Source organism: Benzoatithermus flavus (genome assembly GCF_037908215.1).
GTDB classification, from domain to species: Bacteria; Pseudomonadota; Alphaproteobacteria; order Geminicoccales; family Geminicoccaceae; genus Benzoatithermus; species Benzoatithermus flavus.
Window position 1 is genome coordinate 34,613 of the sequence record NZ_JBBLZC010000023.1, and the last position, 18,771, is coordinate 53,383.

Sequence of the window (18,771 nt, forward strand, 5' to 3'; positions counted from 1 at the left end):
CACCTAACCCTGCCGCGTGGCCGCGAGGTCGAAGCGCACCCTGACCTCGAGCCCGACCTGATCGCCGTGCGGGAACTGCCGGGCACCCACGCCGAAATCGGTCCGGGTCAGCACGACCTCGCCCGTGGCACGGGCCTCCCCGCCCCGGATCGCGATCGTGACGGGATGCACGAGCGGCTTCGTCACTCCTTTCAAGGAGAGCTCGGCTGCGACCTCGTAGCGGTCCCCGCCCAACGCCTTGAACGACCGCGTCTCGTAGCGCGCCTGCGGCTGTGCGGCAGCACCCAGGAACTCGTGGCTGGTCGCGATCTGGTCCCGCTGAGGATCGCCGGTCTCGAAGCTCGCGAGATCGACCGTCACCACCACCCGCGAGTCCGCGAGACCGACGGGATCGAAGCGGATCTCGGCCCCAAAGCGCTCGAAGCGGCCGGTAAGCGGCTTTCCGCCCTGGTCGACCTCGACCGTGAGGGTGCTGCGCGCGGGATCGACGCGCCAGTCCGCCGCCTCGGCCGAGGCGGCGGCCGCGAGTGCCAAGGATCCGCAGAGACTGGCGAGCAGCCGCATGCGCTTCGTCCTCATCTCCCTCTCGCCCCGCAGTCTGCATCACCGCCGCCGTCCGGCAAGAGCTTGACGCGCCGGTGCCCCAGGCCGCACATCGTCCCTGATCACGAGCCGTCGAGCCACCGGAGGGCGCACATCCATGAGCGGCGAGCAGCAGGCGACACGGACGATCCGTCTCGAGGTCGAGGGCATGGGCTGCGCGGGTTGCGTCACCGCGGTCCGGCAGGCGCTGGAGGACGTGCCGGGGGTGGTGCGGGCACTGATCGAGCTCGAGGGCGGCTGGGCCGAGGTCGAGGCGTCGCCCACGGTCGATCCCGCGCGCCTCGTCGCCGCGATCGATGCGGCCGGCTACGAAGCCAGGCTCGCCCGAGGCGGGCCGGTCCCATGACCAGGCGGCGCTTTCCCGGCATCCACGCCGTCCTCTATGCCCTGTTCGACGCCGAGGAGCGGCTGGATCGCGCCGCCATGCGCGCCCAGGTCGAGCGCTGCCTCGCTGCCGGTGTGGACGGCATCGTGGTGCTCGGGCTCGCCACCGAGGTCGCGAAGCTGACCGAGGCCGAGCGGCGGGAGGTGATCGCCTGGGCGGCGGAGGACATCGCCGGCCGCCTGCCCCTGGGGGTCACGATCTACGGCAACTCGGTCCAGGAGCAGCTCGGCCTCCTGCGCACGGCCGAAGCCATGGGCGCGGCCTGGACGATCCTGCAGCCGCCGGCGCTCGGGCAGTATCCCGCCCACGAGCTCGTCCGCGCCTACGGCCGGCTCGCGGATGCCGCCACCGTCCCGGTCGCGATCCAGAACGCGCCGGGGCTCATGGGCCGGGGCCTCGGCGTGGACGGGATCGCGGGTCTCGTCCGCGCATACCCCAACGTCACCCATCTCAAGGGCGAGATGCCCGTGGCACGGCTCGCGCAGGTGATCGAAGCCTGCGGTGACGATCTGCTCGTGCTGGGCGGCCAGGGCGGGCTCGAGATGGTCGATTCGCTGCGCGCCGGCTGCGGCGGCTTCGTGCTGGCTCCCGACATCGTCGATCACGCGGTGCGGATCTGGCGGCTCTGGCAGGCGGGCGATGCGGCTGTGGCCGAGGCGCATTACCGCCGCGTCCTGCCCGAGATCGTCTTCGTCATGCGCGGCCTCGAGCACCTGATCGCCTACGGCAAGCGCATCTTCGGCCTGCGTGCGGGCCTTGCCGTCTTCGACCGCGCGCCTGCCGAGCCCGTGACCCCGTTCGGCCTCGCCTGCGCCGAGCATCATGCGGCGCATCTGGGGCCGTTCGGGCGGCCGGGCTAGCTTGTCACAGCAGCCTCTGGGTCACGGGCGGCGTGCGCAGCACGGGCGCCTCGGCGCCGATCAGCCGGGTGCCGCGCTCGCGGACCGCCTGGACGTTGCTGAACGACCAGACCTGACCGGGAGCGACGCGAACCGGCCAGTCGCCGCATAAGAGCCATTGCCGCCCGGTCCAGCCGATCCGCGCGAGCGTTCCCGTGGCCGTGCCCGTCTCGAGTCGGAGCAGAGCACCCTCGGCGAGCTGCGAGATCACCCCCTCGCGGTTCGCTCTCGTGTCGTCGAGCAAGATCTCGTTTCCCTCGCCGCTCGCCGAGACGGTCAGCGTATGGCTGCGGCCGCCGTTGATGGCGAAATGGAGCGGACCGCCCGTGACGATCTCGTTGTCGATGCACTCCAGCATCTCGACCGGGAACGTGTCGTAATGGCAGCGGATCGCCCCCCAGGGATCGTCGGCGCTCGTGTGGATGGCACAGCCCACGATCCGCGCCCGACGTGGCGAGACGCCGACGAAGCCCTCGATTCGGCAGCGCTCGAGCAGGAGGTTCATCACTCCCGTCGCACCGGTCACCGGCCGCGCGAAGCTGCAGCCGCGGAACGTCACCTCGCCGCAGAGCTTGTCGACCTCGACGTCGGTGAACCGACAATCCTCGTAGAGCGCCACCCGGTTCTCGGACGGCCACACCATCCCGTCGTGGCTGCAGCGTCGCAGGATCAGCGTGTCGGCCGCAAGGCACAGACCGTTCGCCGCTTCCTGCGGCTGGGACGGGTTGCGCACGAAGCGCGCGTCCAGGATCTCGATCCGCTCCGGATAGCGGTAGGCCGGACGATCGAGCAGCATCAGCCGCGCCCGGCCGAACGCGAGGCCGGAGCCGTCGTCGTAGACCGTATCGCGCAGCCCAGCGTCGTGGTCGAAGGCGAGCGGCGCATCGAGGGCCACCGTGCCGGCCACCCGATCCACCGCCGCCACCCGGCGCCACTCGAAGCGGCGCAGATTGGGCGGAAAGCCGCCGAACTGCTGGTCGAAGCTGTGCACCAGCACAGGCGCGCCCACGCGGCAGCGGCGGCTGTCGTCGGGCCGCTGCAGGGGCACGATGCCGCTGCCGGCCGGCAGGCTCCGGGCCGCCGGCCAGCCCGTGTGGTAGGTGAGCCCGTCCGGCCACGGCCGATCGCCATGGTCCTGGAAGATCGAGTTGACGTTCAAGGGCCTCGCGTTCTGCTCGGCATCGCTGGGCGACAGGCAGCCGAAGCTGGCGCCGTTCGCCTCGATCGTCACGGACACCACGCCGAAGAGCCAGCGATTGTTGGTGTAGCGGTAGTCGCCGGGCTCGAACACGACCCGGTAGTGCCTGGTCCGGTCGGCCGTCATGGCGTTCCGCAGCCGGAGCAGCGCCGTGCTCTGATCGGCGATCGCATCGGAACGCAGCCCGAACGCCGCGGCCCGCAGCTCCACGACCGGCCTGTCCGCCGCGCCCGCCCGGGTCGCCGCCGAGATGCCGGCGGCGCATGCTGCGCGCAGGAAGGAACGCCGCGCGATCCCTGGCAGGAACCCTGCCGAGCCGCCGCCGATCGGATGCCGTCGCGGTGGACGAGGCATGCAGCCGTCGCGAGAGGAAAGAGAATGGGGCGAGCGATCGGTCTCGAACCGACGACCTCCAGGGCCACAACCTGGCGCTCTAACCAACTGAGCTACGCCCGCCACGAGGTCGAATGCGCGGGCCGCGCCCGCGGTGCCGCTCTATTGGCGCAAACGGCCGGCAGCGTCAAGGTGCGAGCTGCGTCGGCACGCGGCCATCGGGCGGAGGGGCGCTCGGGTGGGACCAGCTCGCTCCCGGCCGGTCGACCATGCCGGGGCACCATGCGAGGGCAACCTTTCCGCCCTGCATCCGCCGGGCCTCTCTATCACAGGGCAATACTCGGGCCGTCCGCTCGATCCGCGGCCACGCCAGGGTTGCGCTTGGAGCGGAGCACGGCGCCGCCCGGCAGCATACCCGAAGGCGATTAACTCGAGATTTTGCCGTCGGAGAAACCAATCTACCTATGAGCCTATGCGGTACGCTGTATAGTCATTGTGCAGTCGGCATCGAACATCGTAACGGTATTACTCGATCAAGAACCAAACACCATGAACAACAGCAAATACTTCGATCAGGTCGGTCAAATCACGGCCTGGAACCCGGGCGGCTTGCCCGTCGGCAGCCGCCGTGCGTTCCTGCGGACGGCGGCTGCGTTGACGGCCATGATCCCCGAGGTGGCGCTGGCGGCGAAGCTCGCCGCAGCGCCGGGGCCGGCGACGATATGGTGGCGCAGCGACGATGTCGGGGTCGACACGCTGCAGTTCGTGCGCCTTCTGGCCCTGGCACAGCGACGGCAGGCGCCGGTGGCGCTCGCGGTGGTGCCGGCCAACCTGAAGGCGAGCTGTACCGCGCGCATTCTCAACTGTCCGCAAGCTACGGTCGTGCAGCACGGCATCGCGCATGCGAACAACGCCGCGAGCGGCAAGCAGATCGAGCTCGGCGGGCGTATCGACCGGAAGCTTCTGGCCGAGCGGCTCAAATGGGGACGGGAACGGCTGAGCAGCGCCTTCGGCGGCCGTTTCCTGCCGATGCAGGCACCTCCTTGGAACCGGATCGACCCCGATGTGACGTCGATGCTGCCGTCTCTGGGATTCAGCTCGCTCTCGACCTGCGGCCGGGAGCCCGCAGCCGAGGCGGCGCCCGGCTTGCGGCAGATCAACATCCATCTGGACCTGTACCACTGGTTCGAGCCGCGTGGCGCTTTGACCTACGAGCAGGCCGTATCGCAGCTCACGACGCTGGTGCGCGCCGCCAACGGCAGGCCCGTCGGGCTCCTGACGCATCACTCCGTCATGAACGAGGAGGCTTTCGTCACCCTCGAGCGGCTCCTGACGTACGTGCAGCAGCAGAAGAACATGCGGCTCGTGGGCATCGGGGATCTGGTCGGGAAGGTGCGGTGAGGAATCGCTGCCGGCGTGCCGCGCCCTCGTGAGCGGACGGATCGAGCGGCCGTTCGGATCGGGTCCCGGCGCCGGGACCCGATCCGCCTGCCCGCGGCTGGGTCGACCGGTCGGGTCCGGCTCAGCGCCGGGCGCCGAAATCCTGGACGTAGTAGCGGTTCTTCACGCCGAGGCCGATTTCCCGGAAATTGGGATTGAGCATGTTGGCGCGATGGCCCGGCGAGTTCATCCAGCCCGTGATGGCCGCGTTCCAGTCCGCATAGCCCTGAGCGATGTTCTCGCCGTAGGTGGACCAGTCGTAGCCGGCCGCGGTGAGGCGCTGGCCCGGCGTGCTGCCGTCGCGGCCCGTGTGCGAGAAGTAGTTGTGGGCGGCCATGTCCTCGGCGAAGGCCTGCGCCGCTCTGTTGAGGGCGGCGTTGAAGACGAGCGGTCCGGCGCCGGCCTGGGCGCGCAGGCTGTTGATGCGGTTCAGCGCGGCCTGAAGGCTGGCAGCAACGGTCGCCGTGCCGGTGGTGGTGCCGGGGCTGGTGGCGCTGCCGGGGCTGGCGCCGGCGGGCTTGGGGCTGGTGAAGTTGGGGCTGGTGAGGCTGGTGCCGAAAACGGGGCGCGACGCCGTGCTCCAGGTCCACGTCCAGGTGGTGGTGGCAGCATCGGCCGGCCCGGTGGCCACGGTGAGAAGAGCAGCGAGAACGGCAGCGGAAAGCGTGCGAACCATGCAGGGAATTCCTTCGGCAAGGGATCCCGGACCGGGACCGGTCACACCGGGCAAAGCTCCGCGAGCAGCCCGAAGCCCGATGAGGGACGGCCCGGAAAAGATCCAAAGAGCTCGAATTTGGTCGATCGGCCGAAATCCGCCTGCCGTTCTGGCGAGCGATGCTTCAAACAGGATTCGGCCTCTTTTTTCGTTCTCGATGCAGTCGATTTCATCAGAGATGTTGGATCCGGGCAACGTTCGCCCGGCCGAATGCGACAACCAGTCCTTCACGAGCGAATTCTAAAAAGACTTTCCAATTATTTTACGATGCACCGTCGCTCCGCTGCACGGCAGCGCCGATGGGAGCCCGGGCGGGCCGGCTCGCGGATGCCCCCCGGCGGGACACCGGCGCGGCGGCGGATCTTCCGGCGAGACCGCCCGGCGCGCGCCGGATGTGGCACCTTCGCCCTCCGCCCGGGCAAAGCCTTGGCGTGACGGCAATTCGGGCCTTTCCATGCCGGAATGGAGCGCTTATCTAGCCCCTCGATACCGCGTTCGAACCGCCACCATCACAGGGAAAGGCGAGGCTGACATGGCGTTCCAGCTCCCCGATCTGCCGTACGACTACGAGGCGCTAGCGCCCTACATGTCGTCGAAGACGCTGCATCTCCACCACGACAAACACCATCAGACCTACGTCACGAACCTCAACAACCTGATCGAGGGCACGGAGTTCGCGAGCAAGTCCCTCGAGGAGATCGTGACCGGCTCCTATGGCGACCCCGCCAAGCAGGGCATCTTCAACAATGCCGGCCAGCACTGGAACCACAACCTGTTCTGGCGGATCATGAAGAAGGGCGGCGGCGGTGCGCCGGGCGGCGAGCTCGCGCGTCGGATCAACGACGCTTTCGGCTCGTTCGAGGCGTTCAAGGAGCAGTTCAAGACCGCGGCCGTGACCCAGTTCGGCTCGGGCTGGGCCTGGCTGGCGCTGGACGGCGACACGCTCAAGGTGATGAAGACCCCGAACGGCGAGAACCCGCTCGTGCACGGCATGCGGCCGATCCTGGGCCTCGACGTGTGGGAGCACGCCTACTATCTCGACTACGAGAACCGCCGGCCCGAGTACGTCGCCGCCTTCCTCAACAATCTCGTGAACTGGGACGAGGTCGAGGCCGAGTTGCACAAGGCCCTGGCCTGACGCAAACTGGGTGGGCCGGCGCCGTGCCGGCCCTGCCTTCTTCGCGTCGGGGTTGCCCATGCCGTCCGTCAAGGCTCCGCTGGCGCTCGCGAGCGCCCTGGCTCTCGGCCTCGTGCTCTCGGGCTGCGCCGCCACCACCACCGCCGTGGCCAAGCGCAACCTCGACGTCCAGACCAAGATGACCGACACGATCTTCCTGGATCCGGTGCCGGCCGATGAGCGGACGGTCTATGTCGAGGTGAAGAACACCTCCGACAAACCGGATCTCGATGTCGAGGCGCAGATCAGGAACGCGGTGGCCGCGCGCGGCTACCGGCTCGTGAGCGATCCACGCCAGGCGCGCTTCGTCCTGCAGGCCAACGTGCTCCAGGCCGGCCGCTCCTCCGAGACAGCGGCCGAGGCGGCCTACAATGGCGGCTTCGGCAGCTCGGTGTTCGGCGGCGCCGTCGGCGGCGCTGCGGGCTACGGCCTCGGCCGGGCGCATCTCGGCATGAACGACACGGTGGCCGCGATCGGCGGTGCTCTCCTCGGGGCCGCGGCCTCGGGCATCGCCGACGCCTACGTCCAGGATACCACCTACACCATCGTGACCGATCTCCAGGTCTCCGAGCGCACGCCCGGCACGGTCGTGAGCCAGAGCGAGCAGGCCAGCATCGCCCAGGGCAGCTCGGGCACGATCACCCAGAGCAGCAGCGGCACCAGCGACCGCAAGCGCTACCGCACCCGGATCGTGAGCACGGCCAACAAGGTCAATCTCGACTGGCCCGAGGCGGCGCCGCAGCTCGTGACCGGCCTCTCCCGGAGCATCGCCGGAATCTTCTGAGCCGGCCCCTCAGGCCGCCGGCATCGCGATCAGCGCCGCCGCGACCCGCCGCTCATCGGCGAGGAGCACGTTGTAGGTACGGCAGGCGGCGGGTGTGGTCATGATCTCGACGACGATCCCCCACTCCCGGACCGCCTGGCGCAGGTCGGGCGGAAAAAGGGCGAAGCCCGCGCCCGAGCCTACGATCAGGATCTCGGGCCGGGGCACGGCGTCGCGCACGGGTGCCAAGCTCGCGAGGTCGAGCTCGGCCGGGGTGGCGACCGACCAGGACAGCACGTGGTCGGGAAAGACCAGGAGCGAACCCCGGTGCCGCACGCCCGAGACGGTGAAGCTGCCGCTGCCGTAGCCCTGGATGAGCTGGCGGTCCGGGGCGATCTCGGGCGTGCTGCTCTGAACCATGGGGTCCTCTCCCCTCAGCCGGCCGGCTGGCGCGGCGCGGCAGCCGGTTGTGGCCGCTCGGCGGTCGAGCGCAGGTTGAGGTAGTAGAGCACCGGGGTGGCGATATAGATCGTCGAGTAGGTGCCGATGACCACGCCCCAGATCATGATGATCGTGAAGCCGCGGATCACCTCGCCGCCGAAGAAGAACAGGGCGACCAGGGCCAGGAGCGTCGTGAGCGAGGTCATGAGCGTCCTGGCCAGCGTCTCGTTGATGCTGCGGTCCAGGAGCTGCTCGAGCGGCATCGCCTTGTAGCGCCGCAGATTCTCGCGCACGCGGTCGTAGATCACGACCGTGTCGTTGAGCGAGTAGCCGACGATGGTGAGCAGCGCGGCGACGCTGGTCAGGTTGAACTCGATCCCGGAGAGGGCGTAGATGCCGATCGAAGCCGAAACGTCGTGGATGAGCGAGGCGATGGCGCCCACACCGTACTGCCACTCGAAGCGGAACCAGAGGTAGAACAGAACGCCCAAGAGCGAGATCAGCACCGCCCAGACGCTGTTCATCAGGAGCTCCTCGCTCACGCGCGGGCCCACGAACTCGGCGCGCTGCCAGACGAGGCCCGAGCCGAACTTCTGCTCGAGAGCGCTCTTGATCAGCTCGACGGCGTGACGCTGCGCCTGCTCGTCGCCCTCGGGGGCCTTGGCGCGGATCATCACCTGCTCGTCGCTGCCCGCGGTCTGGAGCGAGATCTCGCCGAGGTCGAGATCGTTCAGGACCGAGCGCATGGTGGCGAGATCGGCCGGACCCGGCGTCCTGACCTCGAGCAGGACGCCGCCCTTGAAGTCGATGCCGAGATTGAGCCCGATGGTCGCGACCAGGATGATGGTGCCGACGAGCACGAACAGCGACCAGCCGAACGCGATCCAACGATAGCGGAAGAACGGGATCTTGGTGTTGTCGGGGACGAGACGGGGTCGACGCATGGCTCTCGCCCTCTCAGAGCGGCAGGGCCGCGGGCCGGGCCCGGTCGTACCAGATACCGACCAGGAAGCGGCTGAAATAGACGGCCGTGAACATGTTGGTGATGACGCCCAGGCCCAGCGTCACGGCGAAGCCTTTGACGGGGCCGGAGCCGAACTGGAACAGGGCGAGCGCGGCGATGAGGGCGGTGAGATTGGCATCGACGATCGTGCGCATGGCCTCGCCGAAGCCGGCGTTGATGGCGGCGAGCGGCGTGCGTCCGCCCTTCATCTCCTCGCGGATGCGCTCGTAGATCAGGACGTTGGAATCGACCGCCTGGCCGATGGTGAGGACGATACCGGCAATGCCGGGAAGGGTGAGGGTCGCCCCCATCAAGGTCATGATGCCGAGGATCAGGACGACGTTGAGGACGAGCGCCACGTCGGCGATGAAGCCGAAGATGCCGTAATAGATCAGCATCAGGGTGATGACGAGCGCGGCGGCGACGATGCAGGCGATGGTGCCGTCGCGGATCGAATCCGCACCCAGCTCGGCGCCGACGGAGCGCTCCTCGACCACCTTGAGCGGCGCCGGCAGAGCGCCGGCGCGGAGCAGCACGGCGAGCTCGTTCGCGGATTCCACGGTGAAGCTGCCGGAGATGATGCCTGAGCCGCCCAGGATCGGCTCGTTGATCCGAGGTGCCGAGATCACCTTGTCGTCGAGCACGATCGCGAACGGCTTGCCGACGTTCTCCTGCGTGATGCGGGCGAACTTGCGGGCACCCGCATTGTCGAAGCGGAAGCTCACGACGGGCTGGCCGTCGTGGAAGGTCGGCTGCGCGTCGATGAGGTTCTCGCCGCTGACGTCGACCTGACGCTTGACGACATAATGGCTGGGGCCGCCGCGATCTTTGTCGGCCGATTCCACGAGCATGTCGCCCGGCGGGATCCGGCCTTGGAGCGCCTCCTGGACGCTGGCGCCGAGATCGACCATGTGGAAGGTGAGGCGCGCCGTCCTGCCCAGGAGGCGCTTGATGTTCTCGGGATTGCGCTCGCCCGGCACCTGGACCAGGATCCGGTCGGCGCCCTGACGCTGGATCGAGGCTTCGCGCGTGCCGAGCTCGTCGATGCGGCGGCGCACCACCTCGAGCGACTGGCTCACCGCCGACTGGGCGAGCTGGGTACGCTTGGCCTCGGTAAGATGGAGCACGATCCGCCCGCTCGGATCCGAGGACACGTCGAAGTCGCGCACTCGGCCGCTCGTGCCGAGCGAATAGGGGTTGAGCCTCTCGATCTCGGCGAGCGCCTGGTCGAGCTGCGCAGGATCGTTCAGGTTCAAGGCGACCGTGTCGCCCTGAACGCCGAGGCCGCGATAGTTGATCCGCGCCGTGCGCAAGGCCCCTCGGATGTCGCCGACCATGGTCTCGAGCCGCTCCTTGTAGACCGGCTCGAGGTCGACCTCGAGCAGGAGATAGGAGCCGCCCTGCAGGTCGAGGCCCAGGACGATCTGGTTCTTGGGCAGCCAGCTCGGAAGGGCATCCAGCGTCGCCCGCGAGACCATGTTGGGAACGATCGACAGGAAGCCGATCAGGCAGACGGCGAGGATGGCGAGAGGACGCCAGGAGAGCGGGCGACGCATGGTCGTCGATGCCTACTTCTTGCCGAGCAGCTTGTTGAGGAAGCTGCCGGCGCCGAAGGCCGTGGCCGCGCGGTTCTCGTTGCTCGGCGCCGGAACCGGCTTGTTGAGCACGTCCGCGACCGTGCTGCGGATGACCCGGACCTGCACGTTGGGCGCGATCTCGACCGTGAGCATGCCGTCGTTCGGCTCGACCTTGACGATCTTGCCGACGATGCCGCCCGAGGTCGCGATCTGGTCGCCACGCTTGAGATTGTCGATCATCTCGCGATGCGCCTTCATCTTCGCCTGCTGCGGGCGGATCAGCAGGAAATAGAAGACGACGAAGATCAAGAGCAGCGGCAGGAGCGACATGAACATGTCGCCACCGCCGGCGGCGGGAGCTGCCGCCTGGGCGTAAGCCGGGGAGATGAGCATCAATGTCCTCGATGGCGGTGGCCAGCGCGTCGGGCGGGGACTATAGCCGTGCGAATCCGGTTTGCAACCAAGGACCGGCCGCGGCATCCGCGCATCACGCCGTCGTCAGGGCGCCGCCGGTGTCGACGACTGGCGTTCGGGCAGGCTCTGAAATCATGGACGACAGCACGACACCGCCCTCTCGCCCCGTATTCAGCGCCGCCGATATCGGGGCGCTCGCTCATCTCTACCGGGCCGAGATCTACCGCAGCACGGTCTGGCGCACGCGGCTGGACGCCACCACCAACTGGGCGGTCGTCGCCACCGGCATCGCTCTCTCGGTGAGCTTCAGCAGCGCCTCGGCCTCGCCGCTGCCGCTGGCGCTGGTCGGCCTTTTGGTCGCCGTGTTCCTGCGGATCGAGGCGCGACGCTACCGCTTCTTCGATTTCTGGCGCATCCGCGCCCACGTGCTCGAGGTGCATTTCTTCGGCCCGATCCTGCGTGGCCAGGGAGTTCGGGTCGACAATGGCTGGAACGAGATCCTCTATCAGGACTATCAGCATCCGCAGCTCCACATCACCTTCTGGGAGGCGGCCGGCCGACGGCTGCGCCGCAACTATGGCTGGATCTTCGCGATCCAGGTGGCGGCCTATATCGGCAAGCTCCTGATCCACCCCACCCCGATCGCCTCGTGGAGCGAGGTCTGGCAGCGGGCCGCGATTGGGCCGGTGCCAGGGCAGATCGTGCTGCTGGCCGGCATCATTTTCCACGCGACCTGGCTCACCATCGCCTTCGTGACCTACAAGAGCCGCCGCGGCGCCGACCGTCCTCGCCCGCCTCGACCGAGGAAGGATGCGGTCCTGGAGCTCGCGGCCAGCGGGGAGTAGCGGCCAGGGCGATCGGATGAACGGAACACGGGTAAGGAGAGGCATGGCCGCCGCCCGTCGCCCGGCAGGAGAGGCGATCGGGAAGGGCCGACGGCCCTGCCCGGACCCGTCGTCCCGGCCCTCGGGGCCCTTGCGCGGCCTTGCACGCCTTTTCGAGCTCGCGGCTGCCGAGCCAGTTCAGCGTCTCGCCATCGATCGCGATCCCCGCCCGCCGCGGCGCCTTGCGGTCCAGCAGGCGCACGCGCCGCGCCCGCAAGCTCGCCACCGGGCCGGCGCCGGCCCGGTGGCGGCGGCCGGAGCGGGCGGCGCTTCCTCCGCGCGCCCAGGGTCGATCACCGGCACCCCGGTCGCACCGCTGCCGAACGCCTCTCGTGGCACCGGCGGGCGGTAGCAGCCGCGATACGCGCCTCGGAGCCGGGGCGGGGCGTCGCGGGCGAGCGCCTCGCGCGCCGGGTCGGCTTTTATAGGAAAGTAATCAAAATAAAAGGACGGTGATCAGCGAATCGCTTCTGCCGGGAAGAACAGCCATGGCTTGCGTGCTTTCGGCGCGCTGCTAGCGTGCCGCGCCGGTACGACGACCCTGCAACGGAAAGAAGATCTCATGGAGGAACCTGCGCCGACCGCAGCCCTGCTCGAGCGGATCGCCCGAGCGCTCGAGCGGATCGCCCCGCCGCCCGTGGAGACGGTCGACCTCGGCGGGGCCGACGCCTTCGCCTGGGAGGCGCGCGGCGAGCGGCTCCGTCCGGTGCCGCGCGTGGCGGGCGTGCCCTACGACCTCCTGTGCGGGATCGAGCGGGTCGCCGAGATCCTGTTCGAGAACACGCGCCGGTTCGCGCACGGGCTGCCGGCCAACAACGCGCTCCTTTGGGGCGCGCGCGGCATGGGCAAGAGCTCGCTCGTGAAGGCGATCCACGCGCGCCTCAACGAACAGGAGCCGAGCTGCCTCGCGCTGATCGAGATCCACCGCGAGGACATCGAGAGCCTGCCGCGGCTTCTGCATCTTCTGGCATTGCAGCCGCGCCGCTGCCTCCTGTTCTGCGACGACCTCTCGTTCGATGCCGGCGAGACCAGCTACAAGTCGCTGAAGGCGGTGCTCGAGGGCGGCATCGAGGGCCGGCCGCCGAACGTGCTGTTCTACGCTACCTCGAACCGGCGCCATCTCATGCCGCGGCAGATGATCGAGAACGAGCGCAGCACGGCGATCCATCCGGGCGAAGCGGTCGAGGAGAAGGTCTCGCTCTCCGACCGGTTCGGGCTCTGGCTCGGCTTCCATCCCTGCAGCCAGGACACCTATCTCGCCATGGTCGAGCGCTACGCCGCCCATTTCCGGCTGCCCATCGCCACCGAAGAGCTCCGGTGCCAGGCGCTGGAATGGGCGAAGACGCGCGGCAGCCGCTCCGGTCGGGTCGCCTGGCAGCTCGTCCAGGACGTGGCCGGCAGGCTCGGCATACCGCTCGACATCACGCCGAGAGGATAGCGGCGGGTGCCGCTCCCGTTGCCATGAACGCCGCCTGGGATAAGGTGAAGCACGACCGCGACAGGCGACGGCAAACGGCGAGGAGGCCCCGTGAAGGCGGTTCGCGATACCCATCGCTGGACGGTGGACGGGTACCATCGCATGGCCGAAGTGGGGCTGCTCTCGGCGGACGACCGGGTCGGGCCGATCGATGGGGTGGTGGTGGAGATGAGCCCGATCGGCAGCCTGCACGCCCGGACCGTTCGCGCGATCACGCGCCTGCTGGACGGATCGGCGGCGACTCGGGCGACCATCGCCGTGCATGACATCCGGTTGCGGCTCGACGCGCACAACGAGCCGCAACCGGATGTCATGCTCCTGCGGCCCAGCCCCGATGGTTACGCCACCGCCCATCCGGGGCCGGGCGACGTGCTCTTGCTGATCGAGGTCGCCGACAGCACGGTCCCGAAGGACCGGCGGGACGAGCTGTCACGCTACGCCGCCGCCGGCGTGCCCGAGGTCTGCCCGGTGGACCTGCCGGCCGAGACGGTCGAGGTCCACCGCGACCCTCGCGGCAGCCGTTATTGCTCGGTCCGCTACGCGACGCGCGGCGACGAGGTCGAGCCCGAGGCGCTGCCGGGCCTGCGGCTGCCCGTGGCCGACATGCTGCCCTAAAGCCCCAGCATCGCTGCCCGTGTCGCTCATGGCCGGCCTTCGAGCCGGCCATCGAGGTCACAGGGCAAGGTGCCGGATGGCCGGGTCCTTGCCCGGTCATGACGAGGAGGAAAGGACGTTCTCGACCCGGGCGAAGCAGCCTCTAGCGCGAGCTCGCCATACGGGTGCGGGCGCTGTCGAGGTGGGCCACAGGGTCGATCGGCTTCTTGCCTTCGCGCAGCTCGAAATGGAGCTGCGGCGCGGCCACGCCGCCCGTGGCGCCGACGGTGGCGATCCGCTCGCCGCGCGTGACCACGTCGCCGACGCGGACCAGAAGCTCCTTGTTGTGGGCGTAGGCAGTGACGAAGCCCTGGGCGTGGCTGATCAGGAGCATGTTGCCATAGCCCGGAATTTCGTCGCCGGCATAGACCACCACACCGTTCTCGGCCGCGAGCACCGGCGTGCCCGGAGGTGCCTTGATGTCGATGCCGTTGTTGCGCGCCCCGTTGGGCTTCTCGCCGAAGGCGTTCACGATCTCGCCGCGCACCGGCCATAGAAAACCGTCGCCCGAGAGCGGCGGCGGGGTCTTGCGGACGGCGCGCTTGGATGCCTCCACCTGCTCGTGGCTCATCGGCGGCGGGCTCTCGAGCGCTGCGGTCTCGAGCCGCGGCGACGGCCGGACGGCGGCCGGCAGCGCCGAGACCGTGATGGCGCCCGCCTCCGGCGCGAGCTTGCGCAGAGCCGCGGCGACCCGCTTCTCGTCCCCGGCGGGCGGCGGCAGCCCGCTGGATGCGACGGTCGGCGCAGCCGGACGGGGGCTCGCCGGCGCCGGGGACGAGGTCGCCGCGACGGCGACGCGCCCGTCCGGCGGCATGCTCGGGGCCGCGCGCGGGACGATCAGCGTCCGGCCGGCCTGGACCCTGGCATCCGGCGACAGCCCGTTGCGCTTGGCCAGAACCGCGAGCGGCACCCCGTAGCGTGCGGCGATGCCCGAGAGGGTTTCGCCCGAGGCGACGACGTAGCGCTGCCCGCCGTCGGACCCGGGAGAGGCATCGGCGACGAACCGGCGCGGCGCATCGGCGGCGCTCGGCGCTCGGCGCGCGGCCACTTGCTCGGCGGCGGCGGCACGCACCATCGCCTCGGCCCGGGCCTGGGCCCAGCTCCCCTGCCCGTTCCACGCGACGGGCTGGTACTTCGTGCACGCGCCGATCACAAGCAGCAGCAGGATCGCACAGGAGTTGCGCACGGTCTCGACTCCCGCCCGGTCTCGGGTTCCGCGTCACCATAGGATTGACGGCAATCGGCGATCAAGGCGCCGGTGGCGGCTCCGAGCCTGGAAATCGTGGCTCCGCTGCAGCATCCAGCGCGCAAAATTGCCGAAATCGGGATACCGACCCGATCCGCTCAACCGATGATGAAATCCGCTCCGGACTTTACTCCATGAGCTCGCGCAGGACGGCGAGGCTCGGCCGGTGCGTCATATCCAGATGCACTGGCGTGACCGAGACGTAGCGCGCCGCGACGGCGGCGAGGTCGGTGTCCGCGCGGTGCTCGGTCTCCTCGCGGAGCGCGCCGATCCAGAAATAAGGCTCGCCGCGCGGATCGATCCGCTCGATCAGGGTATCGCCGATCTTCCTTTTGCCCTGCGTGGTCACGCGGATGCCTGCGACCTCTTCGGCAGGACAATCGGGAAAGTTGACGTTGATCAGCACGTCCTCGGGCCACTTCGCGGCGAGCAGGCGCTCGATGACGCGCGGCGCATGGTGCTCGGCGGTCGCCCATCTGATGTGCCGCCGGCTCTCGCAGACCTGGCTGAGGGCGACCGCCGGCACCTTGAACAGGATCGCCTCCATGGCGGCCGCGACCGTGCCGGAATAGGTGACGTCCTCGCCGAGATTGGCACCGTGATTGATGCCGGAGAGAACGAGATCGACGGGCGGGCCCTCGACGATGCGCTGCAGCGCCAACAGCACGCAGTCCGTGGGCGTGCCGTCGACCGCGAAGTGCCGCTCGCCTACGCGGCGCACCCGCAAGGGGCGCGAGAGGGTCAAGGAGTGGGCGGCACCGCTCTGGTTGGTCTCGGGGGCGACCACCCACACGTCGTCGCTGAGCGCCCGCGCGATCCGCTCGAGCGTCCTGATGCCCTGCGCGTTGATGCCGTCGTCGTTGCTGACGAGGATCCGGAGCGGCCGGCTCATGCGCCGCGCTCCCCGGGAGTCAGGCGCTCGCGTCCATGAAGATAGGGCCGCAGCGCCTCGGGCACGGTGACACTGCCGTCCTCCTCCTGGTAGTTCTCGAGGATGGCGATCAGCGTGCGGCCGACGGCGAGGCCGGAACCGTTCAGCGTGTGGACGAAGCGGGTGCGCTTCTCGTCCTTGGCGCGGCAGCGGGCGTTCATGCGCCGCGCCTGGAACTCGCCGCAGTTCGAGCAGGACGAGATTTCGCGATACACCCCCTGCCCCGGCAGCCAGACCTCGAGATCGTAGGTCTTGCGCGAGCCGAAGCCGGTGTCGCCCGCACAGAGCAGCACGATCCGGTAGGGCAGGCCCAGGCGCTTCAGGACCTCCTCGGCGCACTCCACCATGCGCTCGTGCTCGGCCTCGGACTCCTCGGGCGTGGTGATGCTGACCAGCTCGACCTTGGTGAACTGGTGCTGGCGGATCATGCCTTTCGTGTCCTTGCCGGCGGCACCGGCCTCGGAGCGGAAGCAGGGCGTGCAGGCGGTGAGGCGCAAGGGGAGCCGCGCCTCGTCCAGGATCTCGCCCGCCACGAGATTGGTGAGCGGCACCTCGGCTGTGGGGATCAGCCAGTGGCCGGTCGTGGTGCGGAACAGGTCCTCGCCGAACTTCGGGAGCTGCCCGGTGCCGAACAGGGCCTCGTCGCGGACGAGAAAAGGCACGGCCACCTCGGTGTAGCCGTGCTCGCGCGTCTGCAGGTCCAGCATGAACTGGGCGATGGCGCGCTCCAGGGCTGCGAGCTGGCCCCAGAGGGCGACGAAGCGCGCGCCGGAGAGCCTGGCCGCGCGCGGGAAGTCCATGCCGAGGCGCCCTCCCAGCTCGTCGTGCGGCAGCGGGGTGAAGGCGAAGCTGCGGGGCTCGCCCCAGCGGCGCACCTCGACATTGTCCCGCTCGTCGCGCCCGTCCGGGACGTCGTCGGCGAGGATGTTGGGGAAGGTCGAAAGCAGCGCGTCGAGCCGTGCTTGCAGCTCGCGCAGCGTCTCCTCACCCTGCTTGACCCGCTCCTTGAGCGCCGCCATCTCGGCCAGTGTCTCGGGCGAGGGCTTGCCCTTCTGCAAGCCGATCTCGCGCGAGAGGCGGTTGCGCGTGGCCTGGTCCTCCTGGAGTCGGGTCTCGAGCGCGCGGCGCTCGGCATCGAGTGCCAGCAGCTCGGCCGCCGCCGGCGGCTGGCCGCGGCGGGCCAGCGCCCGATCGAACGCGTCCGGATTGTCACGCAGCCACTTGAGATCGATCACGAGCTTGGTCCCGTGGGGTGAGAGCCCCACGGACGATGCCGTGCCATGGGGCCGACATGAGCGATTCCTTTCAGCCGGCCGGCCGGATGTCGCGGCTCTCGCTCTCGGCCGCCTGCTCGGCCGCCTCCTTGGCGGCCCGCCGCTTCTCGATCCGGCGCACGAGGAAGATCGAGATCTCGTAGAGCGCGAGGAGCGGGAGCGCCAGGCTGCACTGGCTGATCACGTCGGGCGGGGTCAGGATGGCCGCGGCGACGAAGTTCAGCACGATGGCGTAGCGCCGCCCCCTTGCGAGCTGATCGGCGGAGACGATGCCGACACGGCCGAGGAGCGTCAGTGCCACCGGGAGCTGGAAGGCGATGCCGAAGGCGAAGATCAGCTTCATCACGAGGTCGAGATACTCGCCGACCCGCGCCTCGAGCTGGATCGGGATCTCCGCCGGTCCCCCGGCAGGAGTCTCGAAGCTCAAGAAGAACTTCCAGGCCATCGGGAAGATGAAATAGTAGACGAAGGCGCCGCCGATGAAGAACAGGATCGGTGTCGCGATCAGGAACGGCAGGAACGCCTCCTTCTCGTGCCGGTAGAGGCCCGGAGCGATGAACAGCCAGAGCTGGATCGCGACGAACGGGAAGGTGATGAAAGCACCGGCGAAGAACGCGACCTTGACGTAGGTGAAGAAGGCCTCGGTCAGGCCGGTATAGATCATCCGCCGGTCGTGGTAGCCCATGCTCTCGTAGATCTTGGCGAGCGGACGGACCAGGAAGCCGTAGATGTCCTCGGCGAAGAAATAGCAGACGAGGAAGCCCAGGAGCACCGCGGCTGCCGAGTACATCAGCCGGTTCCTGAGCTCGATCAGATGCTCGAGCAGCGGCATCTCGCGCTCGTCGATGTCCTTGATGAGCGGCATCAGCGCTTCTCGCCGGCAGGAACGGTGGAGGGGGTAGGCTCGCTGGACGGCGCCGGCGGCACCGGGGCCGCAGGCGCGTGCGGCGCCGCAGGTTCCGCGAGCGCTGGAGGCGGCGGGTTCGGCACCGCCTCGGGCGTGGCCGGGTTGGCGAGGCTGGCCTCGGGCGGCGCGGCCGGTTTGCCGTCGAGATCGATCGGGGCGGCGAGGCTCTTGCGCAGCTCGCCCTCGGGATCGATGGTCTTCTCGATCTCGTGCCGCACGTCGGTACGGCTCAGCTTCTCCATCTCGGCCTTGAGGTCCTGCAGCTCGGCCTCGCGCGCCATGTCGTCGAGCGAGCGTTGGAACTCGTGCGCCATGCTGCGGGCCTTGGCGGTCCATCTGCCGATCTGCCGGGCCACGCGCGGCAGGTCCTTGGGTCCGATGACGATCAGAGCGACCATCAGGATGAGGGCCATCTCCGACCAGCCGATGTCTAGGAACATCGACCCATGC

20 protein-coding genes and 1 tRNA gene are annotated in these 18,771 nt (G+C 69.2%); 8 read left to right on the forward strand and 13 right to left on the reverse strand.

Going from position 1 to position 18,771, the window contains the following annotated elements; all coding sequences use genetic code 11:
• Positions 1-3 precede the first annotated feature (3 nt).
• Positions 4-579, reverse strand: coding sequence for a YceI family protein (locus U1T56_RS18960; protein WP_418161065.1), 576 nt, complete (start codon positions 577-579; stop codon positions 4-6).
• Between the two features lie 121 nt (positions 580-700).
• Here U1T56_RS18960 and U1T56_RS18965 point away from each other — a divergent pair, with 121 nt between their 5' ends.
• Positions 701-949 carry a heavy-metal-associated domain-containing protein gene (locus tag U1T56_RS18965; RefSeq protein ID WP_418161066.1) on the forward strand — a complete coding sequence of 83 codons (249 nt, stop codon included), beginning with the start codon at positions 701-703 and terminating at the stop codon, positions 947-949.
• Positions 946-1,848 carry a dihydrodipicolinate synthase family protein gene (locus U1T56_RS18970; protein WP_418161067.1) on the forward strand — a complete coding sequence of 301 codons (903 nt, stop codon included), beginning with the start codon at positions 946-948 and terminating at the stop codon, positions 1,846-1,848. The genes U1T56_RS18965 and U1T56_RS18970 overlap by 4 nt, the downstream gene beginning before the upstream one ends.
• Positions 1,849-1,852: 4 nt before the next feature.
• On the opposite strand, the gene U1T56_RS18975 is transcribed toward U1T56_RS18970, so the two are convergent.
• On the reverse strand, positions 1,853-3,295 hold the full coding sequence (locus U1T56_RS18975) for a hypothetical protein (RefSeq protein ID WP_418161068.1): 1,443 nt from the start codon (positions 3,293-3,295) through the stop codon (positions 1,853-1,855).
• Between the two features lie 169 nt (positions 3,296-3,464).
• Positions 3,465-3,541: transfer RNA gene (locus tag U1T56_RS18980), tRNA-His, on the reverse strand.
• 426 nt (positions 3,542-3,967) lie between these two features.
• On the opposite strand from U1T56_RS18980, the gene U1T56_RS18985 reads away from it, so the two are divergent.
• The gene (locus tag U1T56_RS18985; RefSeq protein WP_418161069.1) at positions 3,968-4,819 is read left to right on the forward strand and encodes a polysaccharide deacetylase family protein; all 852 of its coding nucleotides are present in this window, start codon (positions 3,968-3,970) and stop codon (positions 4,817-4,819) included.
• Positions 4,820-4,940: 121 nt separating this feature from the next.
• Here the strand turns inward: U1T56_RS18985 and U1T56_RS18990 are convergent, their stop codons facing one another.
• Positions 4,941-5,804 (reverse strand): CAP domain-containing protein, encoded by an 864-nt coding sequence (locus tag U1T56_RS18990; protein WP_418161070.1) that lies wholly within the window; start codon positions 5,802-5,804, stop codon positions 4,941-4,943.
• 301 nt (positions 5,805-6,105) lie between these two features.
• On the opposite strand from U1T56_RS18990, the gene U1T56_RS18995 reads away from it, so the two are divergent.
• The gene (locus U1T56_RS18995; RefSeq protein ID WP_418161071.1) at positions 6,106-6,711 is read left to right on the forward strand and encodes a superoxide dismutase; all 606 of its coding nucleotides are present in this window, start codon (positions 6,106-6,108) and stop codon (positions 6,709-6,711) included.
• A gap of 58 nt (positions 6,712-6,769) precedes the next feature.
• Positions 6,770-7,534: a complement resistance protein TraT gene (locus U1T56_RS19000; protein ID WP_418161072.1), complete on the forward strand. Its 765-nt coding sequence runs from the start codon at positions 6,770-6,772 to the stop codon at positions 7,532-7,534.
• A gap of 9 nt (positions 7,535-7,543) precedes the next feature.
• Here the strand turns inward: U1T56_RS19000 and U1T56_RS19005 are convergent, their stop codons facing one another.
• Genes U1T56_RS19005 through yajC form a run of 4 tightly spaced genes read right to left on the reverse strand, consistent with a single transcriptional unit; the run spans position 7,544 to position 10,927 of the window.
• Positions 7,544-7,933, reverse strand: coding sequence for an Mth938-like domain-containing protein (locus tag U1T56_RS19005; RefSeq protein WP_418161073.1), 390 nt, complete (start codon positions 7,931-7,933; stop codon positions 7,544-7,546).
• 14 nt (positions 7,934-7,947) lie between these two features.
• Positions 7,948-8,898: a protein translocase subunit SecF gene (gene secF, locus U1T56_RS19010; protein WP_418161074.1), complete on the reverse strand. Its 951-nt coding sequence runs from the start codon at positions 8,896-8,898 to the stop codon at positions 7,948-7,950.
• Positions 8,899-8,911: 13 nt separating this feature from the next.
• Entirely contained in the window at positions 8,912-10,513 is a 1,602-nt protein-coding gene (secD, locus tag U1T56_RS19015; protein ID WP_418161075.1) for a protein translocase subunit SecD, read from the reverse strand.
• A gap of 12 nt (positions 10,514-10,525) precedes the next feature.
• Entirely contained in the window at positions 10,526-10,927 is a 402-nt protein-coding gene (gene yajC, locus U1T56_RS19020) for a preprotein translocase subunit YajC (RefSeq protein ID WP_418161076.1), read from the reverse strand.
• Positions 10,928-11,082: 155 nt separating this feature from the next.
• Between yajC and U1T56_RS19025 the strand changes: the two genes are divergently transcribed.
• The 3 genes from U1T56_RS19025 to U1T56_RS19035 all read left to right on the forward strand — a co-directional run bounded on the left by U1T56_RS19025 (position 11,083) and on the right by U1T56_RS19035 (position 13,924).
• Complete coding sequence (locus tag U1T56_RS19025) at positions 11,083-11,793, forward strand: DUF2270 domain-containing protein (RefSeq protein ID WP_418161077.1); 711 nt, start codon at positions 11,083-11,085, stop codon at positions 11,791-11,793.
• A gap of 601 nt (positions 11,794-12,394) precedes the next feature.
• Entirely contained in the window at positions 12,395-13,270 is an 876-nt protein-coding gene (locus U1T56_RS19030) for an ATP-binding protein (protein ID WP_418161078.1), read from the forward strand.
• 90 nt (positions 13,271-13,360) lie between these two features.
• Complete coding sequence (locus U1T56_RS19035) at positions 13,361-13,924, forward strand: Uma2 family endonuclease (protein ID WP_418161079.1); 564 nt, start codon at positions 13,361-13,363, stop codon at positions 13,922-13,924.
• A gap of 142 nt (positions 13,925-14,066) precedes the next feature.
• On the opposite strand, the gene U1T56_RS19040 is transcribed toward U1T56_RS19035, so the two are convergent.
• From U1T56_RS19040 to tatB, 5 genes are all read right to left on the reverse strand, one after another.
• Entirely contained in the window at positions 14,067-15,149 is a 1,083-nt protein-coding gene (locus U1T56_RS19040; RefSeq protein ID WP_418161080.1) for a peptidoglycan DD-metalloendopeptidase family protein, read from the reverse strand.
• 187 nt (positions 15,150-15,336) lie between these two features.
• A complete protein-coding gene (gene surE / locus U1T56_RS19045) occupies positions 15,337-16,101 on the reverse strand; it encodes a 5'/3'-nucleotidase SurE (RefSeq protein WP_418161081.1) in 765 nt (254 codons plus the stop codon).
• Positions 16,098-17,375 (reverse strand): serine--tRNA ligase, encoded by a 1,278-nt coding sequence (gene serS, locus U1T56_RS19050; RefSeq protein ID WP_418161082.1) that lies wholly within the window; start codon positions 17,373-17,375, stop codon positions 16,098-16,100. Before serS ends, surE begins: the two co-directional genes overlap by 4 nt.
• A gap of 70 nt (positions 17,376-17,445) precedes the next feature.
• On the reverse strand, positions 17,446-18,279 hold the full coding sequence (gene tatC / locus U1T56_RS19055) for a twin-arginine translocase subunit TatC (RefSeq protein WP_418161083.1): 834 nt from the start codon (positions 18,277-18,279) through the stop codon (positions 17,446-17,448).
• The gene (gene tatB, locus U1T56_RS19060; protein ID WP_418161084.1) at positions 18,279-18,761 is read right to left on the reverse strand and encodes a Sec-independent protein translocase protein TatB; all 483 of its coding nucleotides are present in this window, start codon (positions 18,759-18,761) and stop codon (positions 18,279-18,281) included. Before tatB ends, tatC begins: the two co-directional genes overlap by 1 nt.
• Positions 18,762-18,771 lie beyond the last annotated feature (10 nt).

Bases quoted from the DNA above. Each gene is read 5' to 3' on its own strand.
- secF (WP_418161074.1), bottom strand. From the start codon at position 8,898: ATGCGTCGACCCCGTCTCGTCCCCGACAACACCAAGATCCCGTTCTTC.
- tatB (WP_418161084.1), bottom strand. From the start codon at position 18,761: ATGTTCCTAGACATCGGCTGGTCGGAGATGGCCCTCATCCTGATGGTC.
- U1T56_RS18995 (WP_418161071.1), top strand. From the start codon at position 6,106: ATGGCGTTCCAGCTCCCCGATCTGCCGTACGACTACGAGGCGCTAGCG.
- secD (WP_418161075.1), bottom strand. From the start codon at position 10,513: ATGCGTCGCCCGCTCTCCTGGCGTCCTCTCGCCATCCTCGCCGTCTGC.
- U1T56_RS19000 (WP_418161072.1), top strand. From the start codon at position 6,770: ATGCCGTCCGTCAAGGCTCCGCTGGCGCTCGCGAGCGCCCTGGCTCTC.
- U1T56_RS18960 (WP_418161065.1), bottom strand. From the start codon at position 579: ATGAGGACGAAGCGCATGCGGCTGCTCGCCAGTCTCTGCGGATCCTTG.
- surE (WP_418161081.1), bottom strand. From the start codon at position 16,101: ATGAGCCGGCCGCTCCGGATCCTCGTCAGCAACGACGACGGCATCAAC.
- U1T56_RS18985 (WP_418161069.1), top strand. From the start codon at position 3,968: ATGAACAACAGCAAATACTTCGATCAGGTCGGTCAAATCACGGCCTGG.
- tatC (WP_418161083.1), bottom strand. From the start codon at position 18,279: ATGCCGCTCATCAAGGACATCGACGAGCGCGAGATGCCGCTGCTCGAG.
- U1T56_RS18970 (WP_418161067.1), top strand. From the start codon at position 946: ATGACCAGGCGGCGCTTTCCCGGCATCCACGCCGTCCTCTATGCCCTG.
- U1T56_RS19005 (WP_418161073.1), bottom strand. From the start codon at position 7,933: ATGGTTCAGAGCAGCACGCCCGAGATCGCCCCGGACCGCCAGCTCATC.
- U1T56_RS19030 (WP_418161078.1), top strand. From the start codon at position 12,395: ATGGAGGAACCTGCGCCGACCGCAGCCCTGCTCGAGCGGATCGCCCGA.
- yajC (WP_418161076.1), bottom strand. From the start codon at position 10,927: ATGCTCATCTCCCCGGCTTACGCCCAGGCGGCAGCTCCCGCCGCCGGC.
- U1T56_RS19025 (WP_418161077.1), top strand. From the start codon at position 11,083: ATGGACGACAGCACGACACCGCCCTCTCGCCCCGTATTCAGCGCCGCC.
- U1T56_RS18965 (WP_418161066.1), top strand. From the start codon at position 701: ATGAGCGGCGAGCAGCAGGCGACACGGACGATCCGTCTCGAGGTCGAG.